This window comes from Pseudomonas sp. C7.1, assembly GCF_056312395.1.
The window spans coordinates 1,525,552-1,544,803 of sequence record NZ_JBWDTL010000003.1 but is presented as its reverse complement, the minus strand read 5'-3'; the positions used below and the strand labels follow the sequence as shown (position 1 = coordinate 1,544,803).

Annotated in this window: 4 protein-coding genes and 2 pseudogenes; all 6 read left to right on the top strand. The window is 63.5% G+C overall.

Features of this window, described 5'->3' with window-relative positions; all coding sequences use genetic code 11:
• Positions 1–301: 301 nt before the first annotated feature.
• Entirely contained in the window at positions 302–868 is a 567-nt protein-coding gene (locus AC0T4W_RS10585; RefSeq protein ID WP_476318937.1) for a sigma-70 family RNA polymerase sigma factor, read from the top strand.
• A 30-nt stretch (positions 869–898) separates the two neighbouring features.
• A complete protein-coding gene (locus tag AC0T4W_RS10580; RefSeq protein WP_476318936.1) occupies positions 899–2,569 on the top strand; it encodes a multidrug ABC transporter permease/ATP-binding protein in 1,671 nt (556 codons plus the stop codon).
• Between the two features lie 117 nt (positions 2,570–2,686).
• A complete protein-coding gene (locus tag AC0T4W_RS10575) occupies positions 2,687–2,890 on the top strand; it encodes an MbtH family protein (protein WP_476318935.1) in 204 nt (67 codons plus the stop codon).
• Between the two features lie 168 nt (positions 2,891–3,058).
• Positions 3,059–10,588, top strand: a pseudogene (locus tag AC0T4W_RS10570) (amino acid adenylation domain-containing protein); the annotation flags it as partial.
• Between the two features lie 51 nt (positions 10,589–10,639).
• Positions 10,640–13,768, top strand: a pseudogene (locus AC0T4W_RS10565) (amino acid adenylation domain-containing protein); the annotation flags it as partial.
• A gap of 83 nt (positions 13,769–13,851) precedes the next feature.
• Complete coding sequence (locus tag AC0T4W_RS10560; RefSeq protein WP_476318934.1) at positions 13,852–19,236, top strand: amino acid adenylation domain-containing protein; 5,385 nt, start codon at positions 13,852–13,854, stop codon at positions 19,234–19,236.
• Positions 19,237–19,252 lie beyond the last annotated feature (16 nt).

Below are 19,252 nucleotides of genomic sequence, written 5' to 3'. Positions count from 1 at the left end.
CATTCGCCGGCTGACTCCTATGAAATGAGCGAGTTAGCCGGCAACGCAAAAGCATCGCGGGCAACCCGCTCCTACAGGCTCGGTGCTCTTTCTTAAGATTTCCTGCAACAGCTAACGCAGACATAGCCTTTCCTTTTTGAGCCATTCGGCTTACGACTCTCTCAATTCCCCCCCCATGCAAATACAAGCAACAGGCTGGCAGGCGATTTTGCTTTGTTGGGCGGCGTTCTCGAGCATAAAAGCTTGTGTTGATAAGTATTATCATTAAGATGCGCATCACATTGCAGCCGAGGACAGGCCGATGGGGACGTTCTACAGCTTTGCTGAGCCGGTGGCAGCCATAGAATGGTTGGCCGAGGATATGCGCACGCAGGAGCTGGAGCTTCTTTATGTCAGGCATCGGCGTGTTCTGATTGATGCAGCCCAGGGCGTGCTCGGGTGCAGATCGCGTGCCGAGGACGCGGTGCAGGATGCTTTTCTCAAACTCTGGGAAAGTGCTGAGCGCCGCGCCATCGAAGAGCCATTGCGATACCTGTTTCGCATGGTGCGCAATCTGGCCATAGACCGCCTTCGGCGCCAAGCGTTAGAAGGGCGCTACAACGTTGATGAAGAGCAGCTTGATGAGTTGCCTGCACCACAATCTGGCCCCGAACAGCGGGCTATCGGCATGTTGCAATGGCAACGCTTGCAACATGCGCTGGGTGAGCTGCCAGAGCGCACACGCACCGTGTTCACCATGAGCCAGCTGGAAGGCTTTAGTCAGCGCGAAGTGGCCTCCCACCTGAATGCTTCACCGACCCTTGTGCACTTCCTGCTGCGTGATGCGCTGGCCCATTGCCGCAATCGCCTTGAACCTGTCGCGACCTGAGGTCGCCCCTGACACCCCGGATTCGATGAGATGAAATTGCTCAAACTGCTGTTCCGCGACAACCGCCTGCCACTCTCCGGCATTATTTTGCTCAGCCTTTGCAGTGCCGTGCTCAGCGTGGGGGTGATTGCCTTTATCAACTTGCGTCTGATCGGCGTGAAAGGCGATCTGGGCGTGACCCTGTTCAGCTTCCTCGGGTTACTGGCACTGCTGCTGGCCTGCGCAGGAGTGGGGCAGGTGGCTCTGCACACCCTCGGTCATCGTTTCGTCTACCACCTGCGTCGTAGCTTGGTCCGCCGGGTGCTGGATACTGATATTGAGCGCCTTGAACAAATCGGTGGGGCGCGAATCCTCGCCAGCCTGGCCAGCGATACCCGCAATATCACCATTGCCTTCGTGCACATGCCCGAATTGGTCTACGGCCTGATTCTCAGCATCGCAGCCTTTTCCTACTTGGCCTGGCTGTCTCCGGCGCTGTTCGCCGTTACCGCCGCATGGCTGGGATTAACCCTGCTGGTGGGCTGGTTCTTCATCGGCAAGGTCAACCGCCATATTCGTCTGCTGCGCGAGGCCGAAGATCACCTGTATCAGGACTATCAAGCAATCATTGATGGCCGCAAGGAACTGGCGCTTAACCGTGACCGTGCGCGGCGGCTGTTCGACGAGGAGTTCGACCGCGATGCCCGTGCCTACCGCGATAACGTCACCCGTGCCGACATTTTCAACGGGCTGGCCGGCAACTGGGCCAATTGCATGGTGCTGGGCAGCATCGGTCTGGTGTTCTTCTGTGCCAGTGGCCTGGGCTGGGCCGAAGCCAGCGTGGCTGCGACATTTGCCCTGACGGTGCTGTTCCTGCGCGCGCCGATGATTTCCAGCGTTTCCGCCTTGCCCAGCTTGCTGGCTGCGCGCATTTCCCTGGATAAGCTGGAAGCCCTGGAGCTAGCGCCAGAAGCCTCAATAAATACCCAGTTCAAGGGCTTCGGCGATTGGCAGAGTTTGCAACTGGCTGGTGTCGAGTATCGCTACCCAGGCGAAGGCGACGAAGCGGGCTTCGATGTCGGCCCCATTGACCTGGAACTGCGCCGTGGCGAACTGGTGTTTCTGGTTGGTGGCAACGGCAGCGGTAAGTCGACACTGGCGCGTCTGCTCACGGGCTTGCATCGCCCGGCGGCGGGTGAGATTCGAATGGATGGGCGCGTCGTGTCGCTTGAAGACTGGCAGGCCTATCGCCAGCTATTTGCCAGCGTCTTCACCGATTTTCATCTGTTCAGTCGCCTGCTGGGCCCGGAGGGTGCTGAGGTCGATGAGACCCTGGTTGGGCAGTGGCTGGAGCGCCTGCGTTTGCGCCACAAAGTGCGCTTCAGTAAGGGTCGTCTGTCCGATACGCGCTTTTCCCAAGGCCAGCGCAAGCGTTTGGCCCTGTTGCTGGCGTTACTGGAAGGGCGCGACATCCTGATTCTCGACGAATGGGCCGCTGATCAGGACCCATTGTTCCGACGCCTGTTCTACCGCGAATTGCTGCCGCAGCTGAAGGCGGCCGGCAAGACCATCCTCGCTATCAGCCACGACGACCACTACTTCGACCAAGCCGACCGCCTGTTGAAGATGGACGCTGGTCGTCTCTACGAGTTAACCGGTGAAGCCCGTGAGCGCGCGACTCAAGACGCGCTGCGCGAGATCGGTCGTTCCATTCCGGTCTGAATCAAAGCGCCCATCAACCCTATAGGGGTGAAGGGCTCTTCTGATCTCCTCAATTAAATGAAAATTATTCGCGTCTCTGTGCGTCTTTAAACTGTGCACATTCTACGAGGTAGCCCCATGAGCCTGGACAATCCGCAGACCACCTTCCTAGTGGTGGTTAACGACGAAGAGCAGTACGCCATCTGGCCGGCATACAAGTCCGTCCCTGCCGGTTGGCGCGAGGCCGGCGTGCGTGGTGATAAGCCGACTTGCCTGGCGCATATCGCTAATGTCTGGACCGATATGCGTCCACGCAGCCTGCGCGAGTCCATGCAAGCCTAAGGCTGAGGTGTTACACGCCACGGCCATGCGATCCAGCCTGCACAAGCGTAAAACCTAAGCGTTTGTGCATGGCCGCCTTGATCGAAATTCCATTCATCGCGCCCCAGTTGGCGCCATACGGTCGGGTATGCCCTGGGCGCCCGTGCCGGTCTTGTTGAGGTACCGCCGATGAACGCGCATCTGCCATCGAATAGCGCCCTGTATTGGACCCCTCTGTCTTTCGCTCAGCAACGGCTGTGGTTCTTCAGCCGTCTGGAGAGTGGCAGCACGGCCTACAACATTGGCGGTTTGCTGCGTTTTGAAGGTGAGCTGGACATGCAGAGCCTGCGTCATGCTCTGGACCAGGTCTATGCCCGTCACGCCGCGCTGCGCACGGTGTTTCGCGAGCACGATGGTCTGGCTCAGCAGGCAGTGTTGCCGGTCGCGCCGATGCCGTTCGAGGTGATAGACCTTAGCCACAACGCCGATCAGCTCGACGCTCTGGCGCGCAGCTTTATCGAGAGCGATTACGACCTGACCCTTGGGCCGTTGGTGCGTTGCGCCTTGTATCGCCTGAGTGATAACAGCCATGCCCTGGCCGTTGGCATGCACCACATCATCTCTGATGCCTGGTCGGTGCGCGTGCTGGTGGAGGAAATGGCCGAGTTCTACCGTGCCCGCCAGCAGAACCGCCAGCCGTTTATGACGGCGCAGCCCGTGCAGTACAGCGAATATGCCGTTAGCCAGCGTGAATGGTTGAGCAGCGAGAGTGGAATCAAGCAAATGGAGTTCTGGCGCGAGCGCCTGGGCGGCGAACAGCCGCCGCTGAGCTTGACGCCCGACTACCCGCACAATGCCCAGGCCGCGCGACGAGCCGCCTACCGCACGCTCAACGTCGACCCTAGCCTGGTTGCGCGCCTGAGTGATTTGGCCAAGGCCAATAGTGCCACCCTGTTCACCGTGTTGCTGGCCGCCCTGCAGCTGCAGCTGGCGCGCCTGGCCGGCCAGCGTGAGGTGCGCATCGGTGTACCGGTGGCCGGCCGTGCTAAGGGTTATGAGCGTCTGGTTGGCTTCTTCGTCAATACCCTGGTACTCAAAGCCGAGCCACACCCCGAACTGAGCGTGGCGCACTGGCTGGGCCAGGCCCGCGCAGGCCTGAAACAGGCTCAGGCCAATCAGCAAATGCCCTTTGAGCGTTTGGTGGAGGAGCTCGCACCGAGCCGCAGCCTGGGTCAGCAGCCGTTGTTCCAGGTGGCCTTCAACTACCGTCGTCAACACCCACTGGCGGCCAACTGGCTGCCGGGTATCGAGACCCGCCTGGAAGAATTGCCGTCCAGCCAGATCCCCTTCGACCTGGCCCTGGATGCCGTGCGTGGCCATGGCGATGAGCTACTGATCAATTTTGCCTATGCCGCCGACCTGTTCGCCGAAAGCAGCATCGAACGGCTGATCGCCGGCTTCCTCGAAATACTCGACGGCTTCGCTGCACAGCCGCAGGCGGCGCTGGCCGAAGTGGCGCTGGTGACTGCGCAGGAGCTGGCGCAGCTGAGCGAATGGAACACCCCCCGCCAGCGCTTCGACGCCACGCGCCTGCTGCCCGAGCTGATTGCCGAACAGGCGCGCTTGCGGCCCGAGGCCATTGCTCTGGTGCATGGCGCCGAGCGTGTGTCTTTCGCTGAGCTGGAAGCTCGCGCCAATCGCCTGGCCCGTTTGCTGGTGGAGCAGGGCGTGCGAGCTGAGTCGCGCGTCGGCGTGTCTTTGGAGCGCGGTAACGCGATGATCGTGGCCATGCTCGGCGTGCTTAAAGCCGGCGGGGCCTTTGTGCCGTTGGACCCGGATTACCCGCGCGAACGCTTGAACTATATGGTCGAGGATTCGGGCCTAAAGTGGCTGATCACCTCGTCTGACCTGGCTGAGCGTTTGCCGCTGTCTTCGACGGTTGAGCCGCTGTATCTGGATCAGCTCGATCTTTCTGGTTGTGAAGCGTCGGCCCCGTCCGTTCAGTTGCACCCACTGAATCTGGCTTACCTGATCTACACCTCCGGCTCCACCGGCCAGCCCAAGGGCGTGGCGGTCAATCACCTTGGCTTGACCATGCATGTGCAGACCATCGGCCAGCGCTACGGCATGACCCCGAACGATGTAGAGCTGCACTTCGCTTCCATCAGCTTCGACGGCGCTCTGGAGCGCTGGACCGTGCCATTGGCCTTCGGCAGCCGCTTGGTGATTCGTGATCAGGAGCTGTGGAGCGCAGAAAAGACCTGCCAGGTAATCGCCGACGAAGGCGTGACCATCTCCTGCCTGCCGCCAAGCTATGCGCAGCAGCTGCTGGATTGGGTTGAGTCGCAAAAGCTCACACTGCCAGTCAGATCCTGGACCCTAGGCGGCGAAGCCTTTACCCGCGAGACCTACGAGCGCTTGCAAAAGGTGCTGCAACCTAAGCGCATCATCAACGGCTACGGCCCGACCGAAACCGTAGTCACACCGCTGATCTGGGAAGCCTTCCCTGGTGACAGCTTTGACGCGGCCTACGCCCCCATCGGCAACCCGGTCGGCCCGCGCCGCCTGTATGTGCTGGATGCCGAGCTGAACCTGTTGCCCATTGGCGTCGCTGGCGAGCTGTATATCGGTGGCGAAGTGGGCCTGGCGCGCGGCTACTTCCAGCGCCCGGAATTGACCGCCGAACGCTTCCTACCCGACCCGTTCGGTGCTGCTGGCGAACGTATGTACCGCACCGGCGACCTGGTGCGTTGGCGTGCCGATGGCACCCTGGACTATCTGGGCCGGGTTGATCATCAGGTGAAAATCCGAGGTTTCCGCATCGAACTGGGCGAGATCGAGAGTCAGCTGCTGGCTCTGGAGGGCGTGCAGGAAGCCGCCGTGATCGCCCGTGAAACGCCCACGGGCAAACAGCTGGTGGGTTATCTGGTGGCCAAAGGTGGCACCGACACCACGCTGCTCAAAGCCGAACTGGCCAACGTGCTGCCGGACTATATGGTCCCCGCGCAGCTTATCGCCCTGAGCAAGCTGCCACTAACCCCCGCCGGCAAGCTGGACCGCGCCGCGCTGCCTGAGCCCACCTGGCAAAACCAGCGCTACGAGGCGCCGCAAACCGACAACGAGCGCGTCTTGGCCGCCATCTGGGCCGAGGTGCTTGGTCTCGAGCGAGTAGGGCGCCAGGATCACTTCTTTGAGCTGGGCGGCGACTCCATCGTTGCCCTGCAGGTGGTTAGCCGCGCTCGCCAACAGGGCTTGGGGCTGACACCCAAGGACCTGTTCCAGCAGCAGCTCCTGAGCCAACTGGCCGCTGTCGCCCGCGCCGTTGCCGCGCCACTGGCCGATCAGGGCCCTGTAACCGGCACTGCGCCACTGCTGCCAATTCAGGCGCGCCTGCTGCAACGTGAAGGCCTGGCGCCGTGCAACCAGTATCTGCTGCTGGAACTGGCCGAGCCACTGCCAGTCGCCCAGCTGGAACAGGCCCTGCAAGCGCTGGTACGCCACCACGATGTTTTGCGCCTGCGCTTCAGCCAGGTCGACGGGCAGTGGCAACAGATATATGCGGCCGCAGAAGAAACCCGGTTGCTGCAACAGGTCGAGCTGGCGCCTGGCGAACATCCGCAAGCCCACTACGAGGCACTGCAACGCAGCATCAACCCAGGCAATGGCCCACAGCTGCGCGGCCTCTATCTGACCCAGCCCGGCCAGGCGGATCGCCTGCTGCTAAGCATCCATCACCTGGTGGTCGATGGCGTGTCCTGGCGCGTACTGCTGGAGGACCTGCAACGAGCCTGCCTGCAACTGGCCAGCGGTATGCCGGTGCAATTGGCGGCCAAGACCAGTGGCTTCAAGAGCTGGAGCGAGCGTCTGGACAGCTGGGCGCAGCACAACGCGCAAGCTCAGCTGGCCTATTGGCAGGCACAACAGGCGCCTGGCGCAGAACTGCCGTTGCTGTCCGCCGCCAACGGGCAAGAGCACCAGCGCGAGCGCCTGGAACTGACGCTGGACGCCGCATTCACCCGCGACCTGCTGCACGCCGGTCAGCAAGCCTATCGGCTACGCGCCGACGAGCTGCTGCTGACTGCCTTGGCCCGTGTGCTTTGCACCTGGAGCGAGCAGCCGGCGCTGTGCCTGCACCTGGAAAGCCATGGCCGCGCGGCGTTATTCGAAGATATCGACCTGTCGCGCAGTGTCGGTTGGTTCACCAGCCTGTATCCCGTGCGCCTGGCACCCGTGGAAGAGCTGGCCTCCAGTCTTAAGGCGATCAAGGAACAAGTGCGTGCGGTGCCCGACATGGGTCTCGCTTACGGCTTGCTGAGCCAGCGTGGCCTGTTAGCAGAGCGGGCACCGCAGTTGCTGTTCAACTACCTGGGCCAATTCGACGAAGGCACTAACGGCCTGCGCCTGCTCGAAGGTGGCCTGTGGCGCGAAGCCAATGCACCGTTGGATGCGCCACTGGTGATCAACGCCGAACAGCGCGGCGGTGCGCTGCACCTGCACTTGGACTTCAACCCCGAGCAACTGGCGCGCGCGACCCTCGAAGGCCTGCTGGGCCGCCTGCAGGAAGAACTGCGCGCGATCCACCAGCACTGCCAAAAAGCCCCACGCCTGCTCACCCCTAGTGATGTACCGCTGGCCGGGTTAAGCCAGGCCGAGCTGGATGCGCTCGTCGGCGTGGAGGATATCCACCCGCTGTCGCCACTGCAGCAGGGCCTGCTGTTCCACAGCCAGCTGGAAGGCGCCGGCAGCTATGTCAGCCAACTGCTGCTGCCATTCACCGGGCTCGCCCCGGTTCGCCTGGAAAGCGCCTGGCGTCAGGTGTTGACTCGCCATGGCGTACTGCGCAGCCGCTTTCTGCTCGGCGAGCGTGCGCTGCAACTGGTGCAGGCCGAGGTGGCATTGGACTGGCAAAACCTCGATTGGCGCGCGCAAACCGACTTCGATACAGCGCTGCACGCCTTCTGCACCGCCGAGCGTGAGCGCGGTTTTGATCTGCAACAGGCGCCACTGCTGCGCCTGGCCTTGATCCAGCGTGGCTCCGGCGATTTCGTGCTGGTCTGGACCCTGCACCACCTGCTGCTGGACGGCTGGAGCAACGGCCTGCTGTTCGCTGAGGTATTGGCCCTGTATCACGGTGACCGCTTGCCCGCGCCCGGTGGACAGTTCCGTGACTATATCGGTTGGCTACACAACCAGGACGTCGCGGCCGAGCAAGCCTTCTGGCGTGAGCAGTTGGGCAGTCTGAACGGCGCCACCCGTATTGCCGGCTGCCTGCCATGCCGCGCGCCGGAACAGGGCCATGCCCGCCATCCGCTGCCGCTGGACAGCGCCACCGAACAACAGATTCGCGGCTTCGCCCAACGCCAGGGGCTCACCCTCAACACCCTGGTGCAGGCCGCCTGGGCCTTGCTGTTAGGCCGCCTGACCGGCAAGCGCAGCCTGTGCTTTGGTGCCACCGTTGCCGGTCGCCCGAGCAAACTGGCGGGCAGCGAGCAGATGCTCGGCCTGTTTATCAATAGCTTGCCAGTGGCTGTGCAGCTGCCGGCCGAGCAGAACCTAGGCGAATGGCTGGCCGCGCTGCAGCTGCAGAACCTGCAACTGCGCGAGCACGAACACAGCCCGCTGCACGATATTCAGCGCTGGGTTGGCAGCGCCGGCGAGGCGCTGTTCGACAGCCTGCTGGTATTCGAGAACTACCCGCTGGGTGATGCGTTGAAGCAGGCCGAACGCGGCGAGCTGCGCCTGGGCCTGCCGCAGAGCCATGAATTCACTCATTACCCGATGACCCTGGCCGTGCTGCCAGGCAGCCGTCTGGAACTGCTGCTGGCCTACGACCGTGCGCATTTCGACGCCCACGGTATCGCCCAGGTCGATGCCCTGTTACGCCAGGCTCTGCGGCTGGTCTGCGGCGACCCGGCGCAAACGCTGGGCAGCCTGGCGCTGCTTGGCGAGGGTGAGCAGTTTCTACTGGACGAGTGGAATACCCCACGCCAGAGCTTCGACGCCACGCACCTGCTGCCCGAGCTGATCGCCGAACAGGCGCGCCTGCGGCCCGAAGTCATCGCTCTGGTGCATGGCGCCGAGCGGGTGTCTTTCGCTGAGCTGGAAGCTCGCGCCAATCGCCTGGCCCATTTGCTGGTGGAGCAGGGCGTGCGGGCTGAGTCGCGCGTAGGTGTGTCTTTGGAGCGCGGTAACGCGATGATCGTGGCCATGCTCGGCGTGCTTAAAGCCGGCGGCGCTTTTGTGCCGCTGGATCCGGATTACCCGCGCGAACGCTTGAACTATATGGTCGAGGATTCGGGGCTGAAGTGGCTGATTACCTCGTCTGACCTGGCTGAGCGTTTGCCGCTGTCTTCGATGGTTGAGCCGCTGTATCTGGATCAGCTCGATCTTTCTGGTTTTGAAGAGTCGGCCCCGTCCGTTCAGCGGCACCCACTAAATCTGGCCTACCTGATTTACACCTCCGGCTCCACCGGCCAGCCCAAAGGCGTGGCGGTCAATCACCTTGGTTTGACCATGCATGTACAGACCATCGGTCAGCGCTATGGCATGACCCCGGACGATGTGGAGCTGCATTTCGCCTCGATCAGTTTTGACGGCGCTCTGGAACGCTGGACCGTGCCATTGGCCTTCGGCAGCCGCCTGGTAATTCGTGATCAGGAACTGTGGAGCGCGGAGAAGACCTGCCAGGTAATCGCCGACGAAGGCGTGACCATCTCCTGTCTGCCTCCAAGCTATGCCCAGCAGATGCTGGATTGGGTCGAATCGCAAAAGCTCACCCTGCCAGTCAGATCCTGGACCCTGGGCGGCGAAGCCTTTACCCGCGAGACCTACGAGCGCCTGCAAAAGGTGCTGCAACCTAAGCGCATCATCAACGGCTACGGCCCGACCGAAACCGTGGTTACACCGCTGATCTGGGAAGCCTTCCCTGGTGACAGCTTTGAAGCGGCATACGCCCCCATCGGTAACCCAGTCGGCCCGCGTCGCCTGTATGTGCTGGATGCCGAGCTAAACCTGCTGCCGATTGGCGTGGCCGGTGAGCTGTATATCGGTGGCGAAGTGGGCCTGGCCCGTGGTTACTTCCAGCGCCCAGAGCTAACCGCCGAACGCTTCCTGCCCGACCCGTTCGGTGCTGCTGGTGAACGTATGTACCGCACCGGTGACCTGGTGCGTTGGCGTGCCGATGGCACCTTGGACTATCTAGGCCGGGTTGACCATCAGGTGAAAATCCGAGGTTTTCGCATCGAACTGGGCGAGATCGAGAGTCAGTTGCTGGCTCTGGAAGGCGTGCAAGAAGCCGCCGTAATCGCCCGCGAAACGCCCACTGGCAAACAGCTGGTGGGTTATCTGGTGGCTCGCAACAACATCGATACCCATGCCCTGCGCGCCGAACTGGCCAAGGTGCTGCCGGACTATATGGTCCCCGCGCAGCTTATCGCCCTGAGCCAGCTGCCACTGACCCCCGCCGGCAAGCTGGACCGCGCCGCGCTGCCTGAGCCTACCTGGCAAAGCCAGAGTTACGAGGCGCCGCAAACCGACAACGAGCGAGTTTTGGCCGCCATCTGGGCCGAGGTGCTTGGTCTCGAGCGAGTAGGGCGTCAGGATCACTTTTTTGAACTGGGTGGCGACTCCATTGTTGCGCTCAAGGTCGTCAGCCGCATTCGTCAGCAGGGCCTGCAGCTACCGCTCAAGGCGCTGTTTACGCAGAGCCGTCTGGCTGACTGCGCGGCCGCACTGCAGCGCGAGAGCCTGGATGCACCCACGCTGCGTGCCTTGCCGCGCGCTGGCGACCTACTGTTGTCGCATGCCCAGCAGCGGCTCTGGTTCCTCCACCGTCTCGACCCGAGCAATGGTGCCTACCATATGCCGGCCGGCCTTGACTTGCAGGGCCGGCTGGATCGCCAAGCGCTGCAGGCTGCCTTCGACCTGTTGGAAGCACGCCACGAGGCGCTGCGTACGCGCTTTGTCGACAACAACGGCGAGCCGCGTCAGCGCATCCTGCCGCCCCAGGGCCAGCGCATTGACTGGCTCGATCTGCGCGAGCTGCCGGCCAGCGAACGCGAAAACCAAGCCAAAGCCTATGCGCAAAAGCTGCTTAAGCGCCCATTCAACCTGGCCAGTGAACCCCTGCTGCGTCTTGCTGTGCTGCGCCTGGCTGATCAGGAGCACCGCCTGCTGCTGATTCAGCATCACATCGTCTCCGATGGCTGGTCGATGCAGCGCTTTATCGGTGAATTCGCCAGCGCCTATGCCGCCTTTGCCGAAGGCCGCACGCCGCGTTTCGAGGCGTTGCCGCTGCAATACGCCGATTACGCCCAATGGCAGCGCGACTGGCTGAACTCCAGCGAAGCCACGCGCCAGCTGGACTACTGGAAGGCTCGCCTGGATGAACATCAACCCCTGCTGGAACTGCCCACCGATTACCCACGCCCGGCCCATGGCAGCCGTCAGGGCCTACGTTGGCGTTTCGAGCTGTCCTCGGCGCTGACTGCGCAATTGCGCGCCTTGGCCCAGCGCGAGGGCAGCACGCTGTTCAGCCTATTGCTGGCCGCCTGGCAAACCTTGTTGCACCGCTACAGTGGCCAGGACGATATCCGCGTCGGCGTACCCGTAGCCGGGCGGAGCCTGGCAGAAATGGACGGCGTGCTTGGCTGCTTTATCAACACCTTGGTGCTGCGTGGCGAGCCTAGCGGGCTTAAGCCGTTCCGCCAGTTGCTCGGCGAACTGGTTGAGGCCAGCCGCGATGCGTTGGCCAACCAGGAACTGCCGTTCGACCAGTTGGTAGAAGCACTGCAGCCAAGCCGCAGCCTTAGTCACCACCCACTGTTCCAGGTCGCGTTCAACCACCAGCAGGTGGACTTCAGCGCGCTCGGCAAGCTGCCGGGGCTGCGCGTACAGCCCCACGATCCTGGCGCTGCCGGCGCGCAGTTCGACCTGGCGTTGGACACCGAGGAAGCCATCGATGGCAGCCTCAGCGGTTTCGTCAGCTACGCCGGCGAGCTGTTTGAAGCACGCACCATCGCGCGTTTGGCGCGGCACTTTGTGCGCCTGCTGGAGGGCATCTGCGCCGACCCGGCCCAGCCCATTGGCCTCTTGCCGCTGCTGGATGAGGACGAACAGGCGCAGCTGGCCACCTGGAACGACACCGCCAAGGACTACGGCCCGCTGGTCAATCTGAGTGAGCGCATCAGCGAGCAGGCAAGCCGTATACCGCAAGCGCCGGCCTTGGTGTTTGCTGAGCAGGTGCTGAGCTACGCCGAACTGGAGCAGCGCATCAACCAGTTGGCCAACCGCCTGCGCCGCCTCGGTGTACAGCGCGGCAGCCTGGTCGGGATCAGCCTGGAGCGCTCGGTCGAGTTGGTGATCGGCTTGCACGCCATCGTCCGTGCTGGCGGCGCTTATGTACCGCTCGACCCGGAGTACCCGCTGGAGCGCCTGGCCTATCTGCTGGAAGACTCCGCTGTTGAAATGCTGCTCTCACACAGTGCGCTGGTCGAGCGCCTGCCTTTGCCGCAGGGCCTGCAGGTACTGAGCCTGGATCGCGAGGATTGTAGCGGCGAAAGCACCGTCGCCCCGGCCGTGCAGCTACAGGCCGACGACTTGGCTTATGTGATTTACACCTCCGGCTCCACCGGCAAGCCCAAGGGCGCCGGCAACAGCCACTTGGCGCTGACCAACCGCATTCTGTGGATGCAGGAGGCCTACCCGCTGGGTGCTCACGACGTGGTCCTGCAGAAAACTCCGTTTAGCTTCGATGTGTCGGTGTGGGAGTTCTTCTGGCCGCTGATCACGGGCGCTTGCCTGGCCGTGGCCGCGCCGGGCGATCATCGTGATCCGCAGAAACTTATCGCGCTGATCCAGCGCCACCGCGTCAGCACGCTGCACTTTGTGCCCTCGATGCTGCAGGCTTTTCTCCTGCATCCAGACGTGGAGCAGTGCCAGAGCCTGTTGCGTATTGTCTGCAGCGGTGAGGCGCTGCCGGCCGAGCTGCAGGTGCGTACGTTCCAGCGCTTACCGCAAACGGCGCTGTACAACCTGTACGGGCCAACCGAAGCGGCCATCGATGTCAGTCACTGGACCTGCGTGGAGGAGGGCCGCCACGCGGTACCTATTGGCCGGCCGATTGCCAACCTGCGCTTGCATATCCTCGATGCTCAGCTCAATCCCGTGCCGCAAGGTGTGCCGGGCGAGCTGTACATCGCCGGCATCGGGTTGGCGCGTGGTTACCACCGTCGCCCAGAACTGACCGCCGAGCGCTTCCTGCCCGATCCCTATGGGCCGCCTGGCTCACGCATGTATCGCACCGGCGACCTGGTGCGCTGGCGTGCGGACGGCGCCATCGATTACCTGGGGCGTATCGACCATCAGGTGAAGATCCGCGGCTTCCGCGTCGAGCTGGGTGAGATCGAAGCCCAACTCAGCGCCCAGCCGGGCGTCGCAGAGTCGGTGGTGGTGGCCCGCGACAGCCAAATCGGTAAGCAACTGGTCGGCTATTTGGTCGCCGACCCACTGCCAACTGACGAAGCCGCCTGGCTGGCAGGCATCAAGGCCGCGCTAAAGGCCGAGTTGCCCGAGCATATGCTGCCGTCGATGCTTATGCGTCTGGAGCGCATGCCGTTATCGCCCAACGGCAAGTTGGAGCGCCGTGCGCTGCCCGAGCCCGTGTTGCAGGCCCGCCGCTATCGGGCGCCGCAGTCCACACTGGAAATCACCCTGGCGGGCATCTGGCAGAACGTGCTGGAAGTGGACCAGGTTGGCCTCGACGATAACTTCTTCGAGCTCGGCGGCCATTCACTGCTGGCCACCCAGGCTGTGGCCCTGTTACGTCAGCAACTGGGCCTGGAACTGCCGCTGCGCGCCTTCTTTGAAGCGCCAGACCTGGCAGCCCTGGCCGCCGCCCTCGACGGCCAGGCCGGTACTGCCGCCGAGGAAGAAGACCAAGACCTGCGCGACATGGCCGCGCTGCTCGACGAACTGGAGGCCCTGTGACCGCGCCTATCGACAAGGCCGCCCTGGCGCGGCGTTTTCTCGCCCTCGGGCCAACCGAGCAGAAGCGTTTCCTCGAACTGCTGGCGGGCAAGGGCATCCGCTTTGACCGCCTGCCCCTGGTGCCAGCCCCGCGTGGCGAGCATCTGCCCGCGTCCCATGCCCAGCAGCGTTTGTGGCTGGTCGCCCAGATGGAACCGGACAGCAGCGCCTACCATATGGTCGGTGCCTTCGCGTTGAAGGGTGAACTGGACCGCGCCGCGCTGCTGGCGGGCCTGGAACTGGTGGTCCAGCGCCATGAAGCGTTGCGCACGCGCTTTTACCAACAGCAGGGTCAGTTGTGCCAACGCATCGATCCGCCCGGCCCATTGGCGCTCGATGAGCAGGACCTGCGAGGGCAAAGCGAGGGCGCCCAGACACTGGCCGATGCCCATGCGGCGCGTGCCTTCGACCTGGAAAACGGCCCGCTGCTGCGCGTGCAGCTGCTGCGTCTGGATGAGCAACACTGGCGCCTGCAGATCGTCTGCCACCACATCGTTTCCGATGGCTGGTCGATTGGCGTGTTCGCTGATGAGCTGGGTCGCGCCTATGCCGCCCTGCGCCTGGGCCAGGCGCCGCAACTGAACGAGTTGGCGATCCAGTATGCCGACTATGCCTTGTGGCAACGCGCCTGGCTGGACGCCGGCGAACGCGAACGGCAGCTGGGCTACTGGCGCGAGCGCCTGGGCAGCGAGCAGCCCGTGTTGGCCTTGCCCTACAAACTGGACGCGTCCGGGGCGCGACATGCCGTGCGCCAGGCCATCGAGGTTCCCCAGGTGTTGGCCGAACGCCTGCGCCAGTTGGCCCAGACCGAGGGCGCGACCCTGTTTATGCTGTTGCTGGCGGCCTTCCAGCTGATTCTGGCGCGCTACAGCGGCCAGCGTGATATCCGCGTTGGCGTGCCAGTGGCCAACCGCCAGCGCGCCGAGATCGCGCCGCTGGTGGGTTTCTTCGTCAACACCCAGGTGCTGCGTGCCGAGTTCTCCAGCGACATGAGCTTTCGCCAGTTACTCGCCGATGTGCGCCGTCATGCCCTGGACGCCCAGGATCAGCAGGACCTGCCGTTCGACCAGTTGGTGGAAGCCCTGGCACCGGAGCGCAGCCTGGGTCAGACGCCGCTGTTTCAGGTGCTATTCAACCACCAGAAGCGCGACCTTGGCGCCCTGCAGCTGCCGGGCCTGAGCCTGGAACCGCTGGCTCAGGGCGTGCCCCACGCGCTGTTTGATCTGGCGCTGGATAGCCATGAAGACAGCAGCGGCAGCCTGCGCCTGACCCTGACCTGGGCCCGCGAGCGTCTGGACGATGGGCAAATGCGCCGCCTTGCCGAACATCTGTTGGGGCTGCTGGAACAGATCAGCGCTGCGCCGGATCAGCCACTGGTGCGCTTGCCGTTGCTGGATCAACAGGATCAGGACTGCCTAAGCCAATGGAACACCCCACGCCAGCGCTTCGATGCCACGCGCCTGCTGCCCGAGCTGATTGCCGAGCAGGCCCGCCTGCGACCTGAGGCCATTGCTCTGGTACATGGCGCCGAGCGCCTGTCTTTCTCCGATCTGGAAGCTCGCGCCAATCGCCTGGCCCGTTTGCTGGTGGAGCAGGGCGTGCGAGCTGAGTCGCGCGTCGGTGTGTCCCTGGAGCGCGGCAACGCGATGATCGTAGCCATGCTCGGTGTGCTTAAAGCCGGCGGTGCCTTCGTACCGTTGGACCCGGATTACCCGCGCGAACGCTTGAACTATATGGTCGAGGATTCGGGGCTGAAGTGGCTGATCACCTCGTACGATCTGGCCGAGCGCTTGCCGTTAGGCGAGGGGGTTGAGGCGCTGTATCTGGATCAGCTAGATCTTTCTGGCTTTGAAGGGTCGGCCCCGTCCGTTCAGCTGCACCCACTCAATCTGGCCTACCTGATTTACACCTCCGGCTCCACCGGCCAGCCCAAGGGCGTGGCGGTCAATCACCTTGGTTTGACCATGCATGTGCAGACCATTGGTCAGCGCTACGGCATGACCCCGGACGATGTGGAGCTGCACTTCGCCTCGATCAGTTTTGACGGTGCCCTGGAACGCTGGACTGTGCCATTGGCCTTCGGCAGCCGCCTGGTGATTCGTGATCAGGAGCTGTGGAGCGCGGAAAAAACCTGCGAGGTAATCGCCGACGAAGGCGTAACCATCTCCTGCCTGCCGCCAAGTTATGCCCAGCAACTGCTGGATTGGGTTGAGTCGCAAAAGCTCACACTGCCAGTCAGATCCTGGACCCTAGGCGGCGAAGCCTTTACCCGCGAGACCTACGAACGCCTGCAAAAGGTGCTGCAGCCTAAGCGCATCATCAACGGCTACGGCCCGACCGAAACCGTGGTCACGCCGCTGATCTGGGAAGCCTTCCCCGGCGATTCGTTTGAAGCGGCCTACGCCCCCATCGGTAACCCGGTCGGCCCGCGTAGCCTGTATGTGCTGGATGCCGAGCTAAATCTGCTGCCGATTGGCGTCGCTGGCGAGCTGTATATCGGTGGCGAAGTGGGCCTGGCTCGCGGCTACTTCCAGCGCCCGGAACTGACCGCCGAACGCTTCCTGCCCGATCCGTTCGGTCAGGCAGGTGAACGCATGTACCGCACCGGTGACCTAGTGCGCTGGCGTACCGATGGCACCCTGGACTATCTGGGCCGGGTTGATCATCAAGTGAAAATCCGTGGTTTCCGCATCGAACTGGGCGAGATCGAGAGTCAGCTGTTGGCTCTGGAGGGCGTGCAGGAAGTAGCCGTGATCGCCCGTGAAACGCCCACCGGCAAACAGCTGGTGGGTTATCTGATGGCCCAAGAGGGCACCGACACCACGCAGCTCAAAGCCGAGCTGGCCAATGTGCTGCCGGACTATATGGTCCCCGCGCAGCTTATCGCCCTGAGCAAGCTGCCACTAACCCCGGCCGGCAAGCTGGACCGCGCTGCGCTGCCCGAGCCCACCTGGCAAAGCCAGAGTTACGAGGCGCCGCAAACCGACAACGAACGAGTCTTGGCCGCCATCTGGGCCGAGGTGCTTGGCCTAGAACGAGTAGGGCGCCAGGATCACTTTTTTGAGCTGGGCGGCGACTCCATCGTTGCCCTGCAGGTGGTTAGCCGCGCTCGCCAACAGGGGCTGAAACTGGCACCACGTGAGTTGTTCCAGTTTCCGCGCCTGAGTGAGCTGGCCAATGCCGCCCGCATGGCCGGCGACGAGGCGGCGCAGGAGCCGGTGACGGGCGAGTTGCCGTTGGCCCCCATCCAGGCGCACTTCTTCGCCATGGGGCAGGCCAATCCGGCGCACTGGAACCAGGCGTTGAACCTGGAGCTGTTGCGCCCGCTTGATCCGCAATTACTGGAACAAGCGCTGCAGACGCTGGTGGCGCACCACGACGCTCTGCGCCTGCGTTTTTGCGAAGACCATGGCGTCTGGCGCCAGCGCTACGCCGATGTGCAGACCGACCAGGCGCTGCTGTGGCTGCGTGAGACCGGCAATGCAAGCGAGGTCGAACAGCTTCACCAGCAGGCCCAGCAGAGCCTCGACCTGAACAACGGCCCGCTGCTACGCGCGCTTTACCTCAAGCAGGCCGGCCAACCTGAGCGCCTGCTACTGGCGGTCCATCACCTGGTGGTCGATGGTGTGTCCTGGCGCATCCTGCTGGAGGATATTCTCACCGCATATCGCCAGTTGGAAGCCGGGCAAGCGGTACGCCTGCAGAGCAAGAGCCAGTCCTACAAGATCTGGAGCGAAGCGCTACAAAATTGGGCGAGCAGTGCAGTGGCGCAGGTCGAGCTGGATGCCTGGTGCAGCCGCCTTAGTGGCCCGGCGCTGGCCTTGCCACGCGAACTCGACGGCGCAGCGGCGACCCACGGGGATAAATACGAAGTTCGCCTTGCCCTGAATGCCGCCGACACCAAGCGACTGCTGCAAGCACCGGCACAACTGGGTGTGCGCATTGATGCGTTACTGCTCACCGCGCTGACTCGCGCCCTTTGTCGCTGGAGCGGTCAGCCGGGCTTGCGAGTCAATCTGGAAGGCCACGGCCGTGAAGCACTGGCCGGCGAGCTGGACCTGTCGCGCACGGTGGGCTGGTTCACCAGCCTGTATCCGCTGCAATTGCCGCACGTTAGCGCAGCGCCTGAGCACCTGCAGCAGGTCCAGCAATGCCTGCAGCAGATCGAGCATGGCGGCCAGGGTTACGGTGTATTGCGCTGGTTGGGCTCGGCAGAAGCACAAGCCGCTTTGGCTGCCTTACCGGCGGCAGACGTCACCTTCAACTACCTCGGCCAGTACCAGGCCGGCGCGGCGGCGGACTGGTTCCGTCCGGCTAGCGGCGGTGGTGCAGCGGTGGCGACGAGTAACCCGCTGGCGGGTCGGCTGGCGGTCAACGGCCAGGTTTTCGAGGGCCAGTTGCAGTTGTCCTGGGAATACGCGAGCAATCAATACCGCCGCGAAACCATTGAGGCCTTGGCGCAAGCCTATCGCCTGGAGCTACTCGGTCTGCTGGAGCTAGCCCGTGGTCAGGTTGCACAGGGGCCATCGCCGCTGCTGTGCCTGACGCGTCAGGAAGCCACTATCGCGCCAGTGTTTTGCCCGCATCCGGTCACTGGGCGGGTCACCGGCTACCAGCCGCTGGCGGCCAGGCTGGACGGCGTGCGGCTGGTGTTCGGCCTGCAATGCCGCAGCTTCCTCGATCCAGCCTGGCGCGATGCCTCGCTGGCTGAGATGGCCGATGACTACCTGGCCGCACTGCTCAAACAGCAACCGCAGGGGCCGTATCGGTTGGTTGGTTGGTCGCTGGGCGGCAGCCTGGCCCTGGAACTGGCAGCGCGCCTGGAGGCGCGAGGCGAGGAGGTGGCCTTCCTCGGCCTGCTCGACTGTTATGTACCAGGCACCGAGATCGCCGGTGACGACGCGCGCCATCCGCAAGCCCGCGCCAAGTTGGTCGAGCATCTGCAACTGCTTGCCCCGCAGCTCCCGGCAGCGGCCTGGGACGGCCTGTTCAACCACTTGCTGCAGTTGCAGCCGCTGGATTGGCCACATGCCTGCAGCGCCTGGTTCGCCGGCCAGCCGCTGGATGGCATGACCCGCCAGAGCCTGGAGGAGCTGCTGTTTGCCTGGGCAGTGGAGCAGCACATGCGCCGCCTGTGCGCCGGCTACGCGCTGCCCACAGTCAAGGTGCGCGCGCACTGCTGGTGGGCAGCGCAGCCGGCGGGACGCGCGGTATTGCTGGAATCCGGCCTAGAACAGGTGCAGGGCAGGGCGGCCGCGCATCGACTGATCGAGGCCGATCACCAGGGCATCGTCCGGCATCCACAGGTACTCGCCGAGTTGGTTCAGTTGCTGGCGGGATGACAACCAGACGAGAAAA

What these genes read in the sequence shown, in the direction of transcription:
- AC0T4W_RS10585 (WP_476318937.1), top strand. Translation starts at nt 302, where the DNA reads ATGGGGACGTTCTACAGCTTTGCTGAGCCGGTGGCAGCCATAGAATGG.
- AC0T4W_RS10580 (WP_476318936.1), top strand. Translation starts at nt 899, where the DNA reads ATGAAATTGCTCAAACTGCTGTTCCGCGACAACCGCCTGCCACTCTCC.
- AC0T4W_RS10575 (WP_476318935.1), top strand. Translation starts at nt 2,687, where the DNA reads ATGAGCCTGGACAATCCGCAGACCACCTTCCTAGTGGTGGTTAACGAC.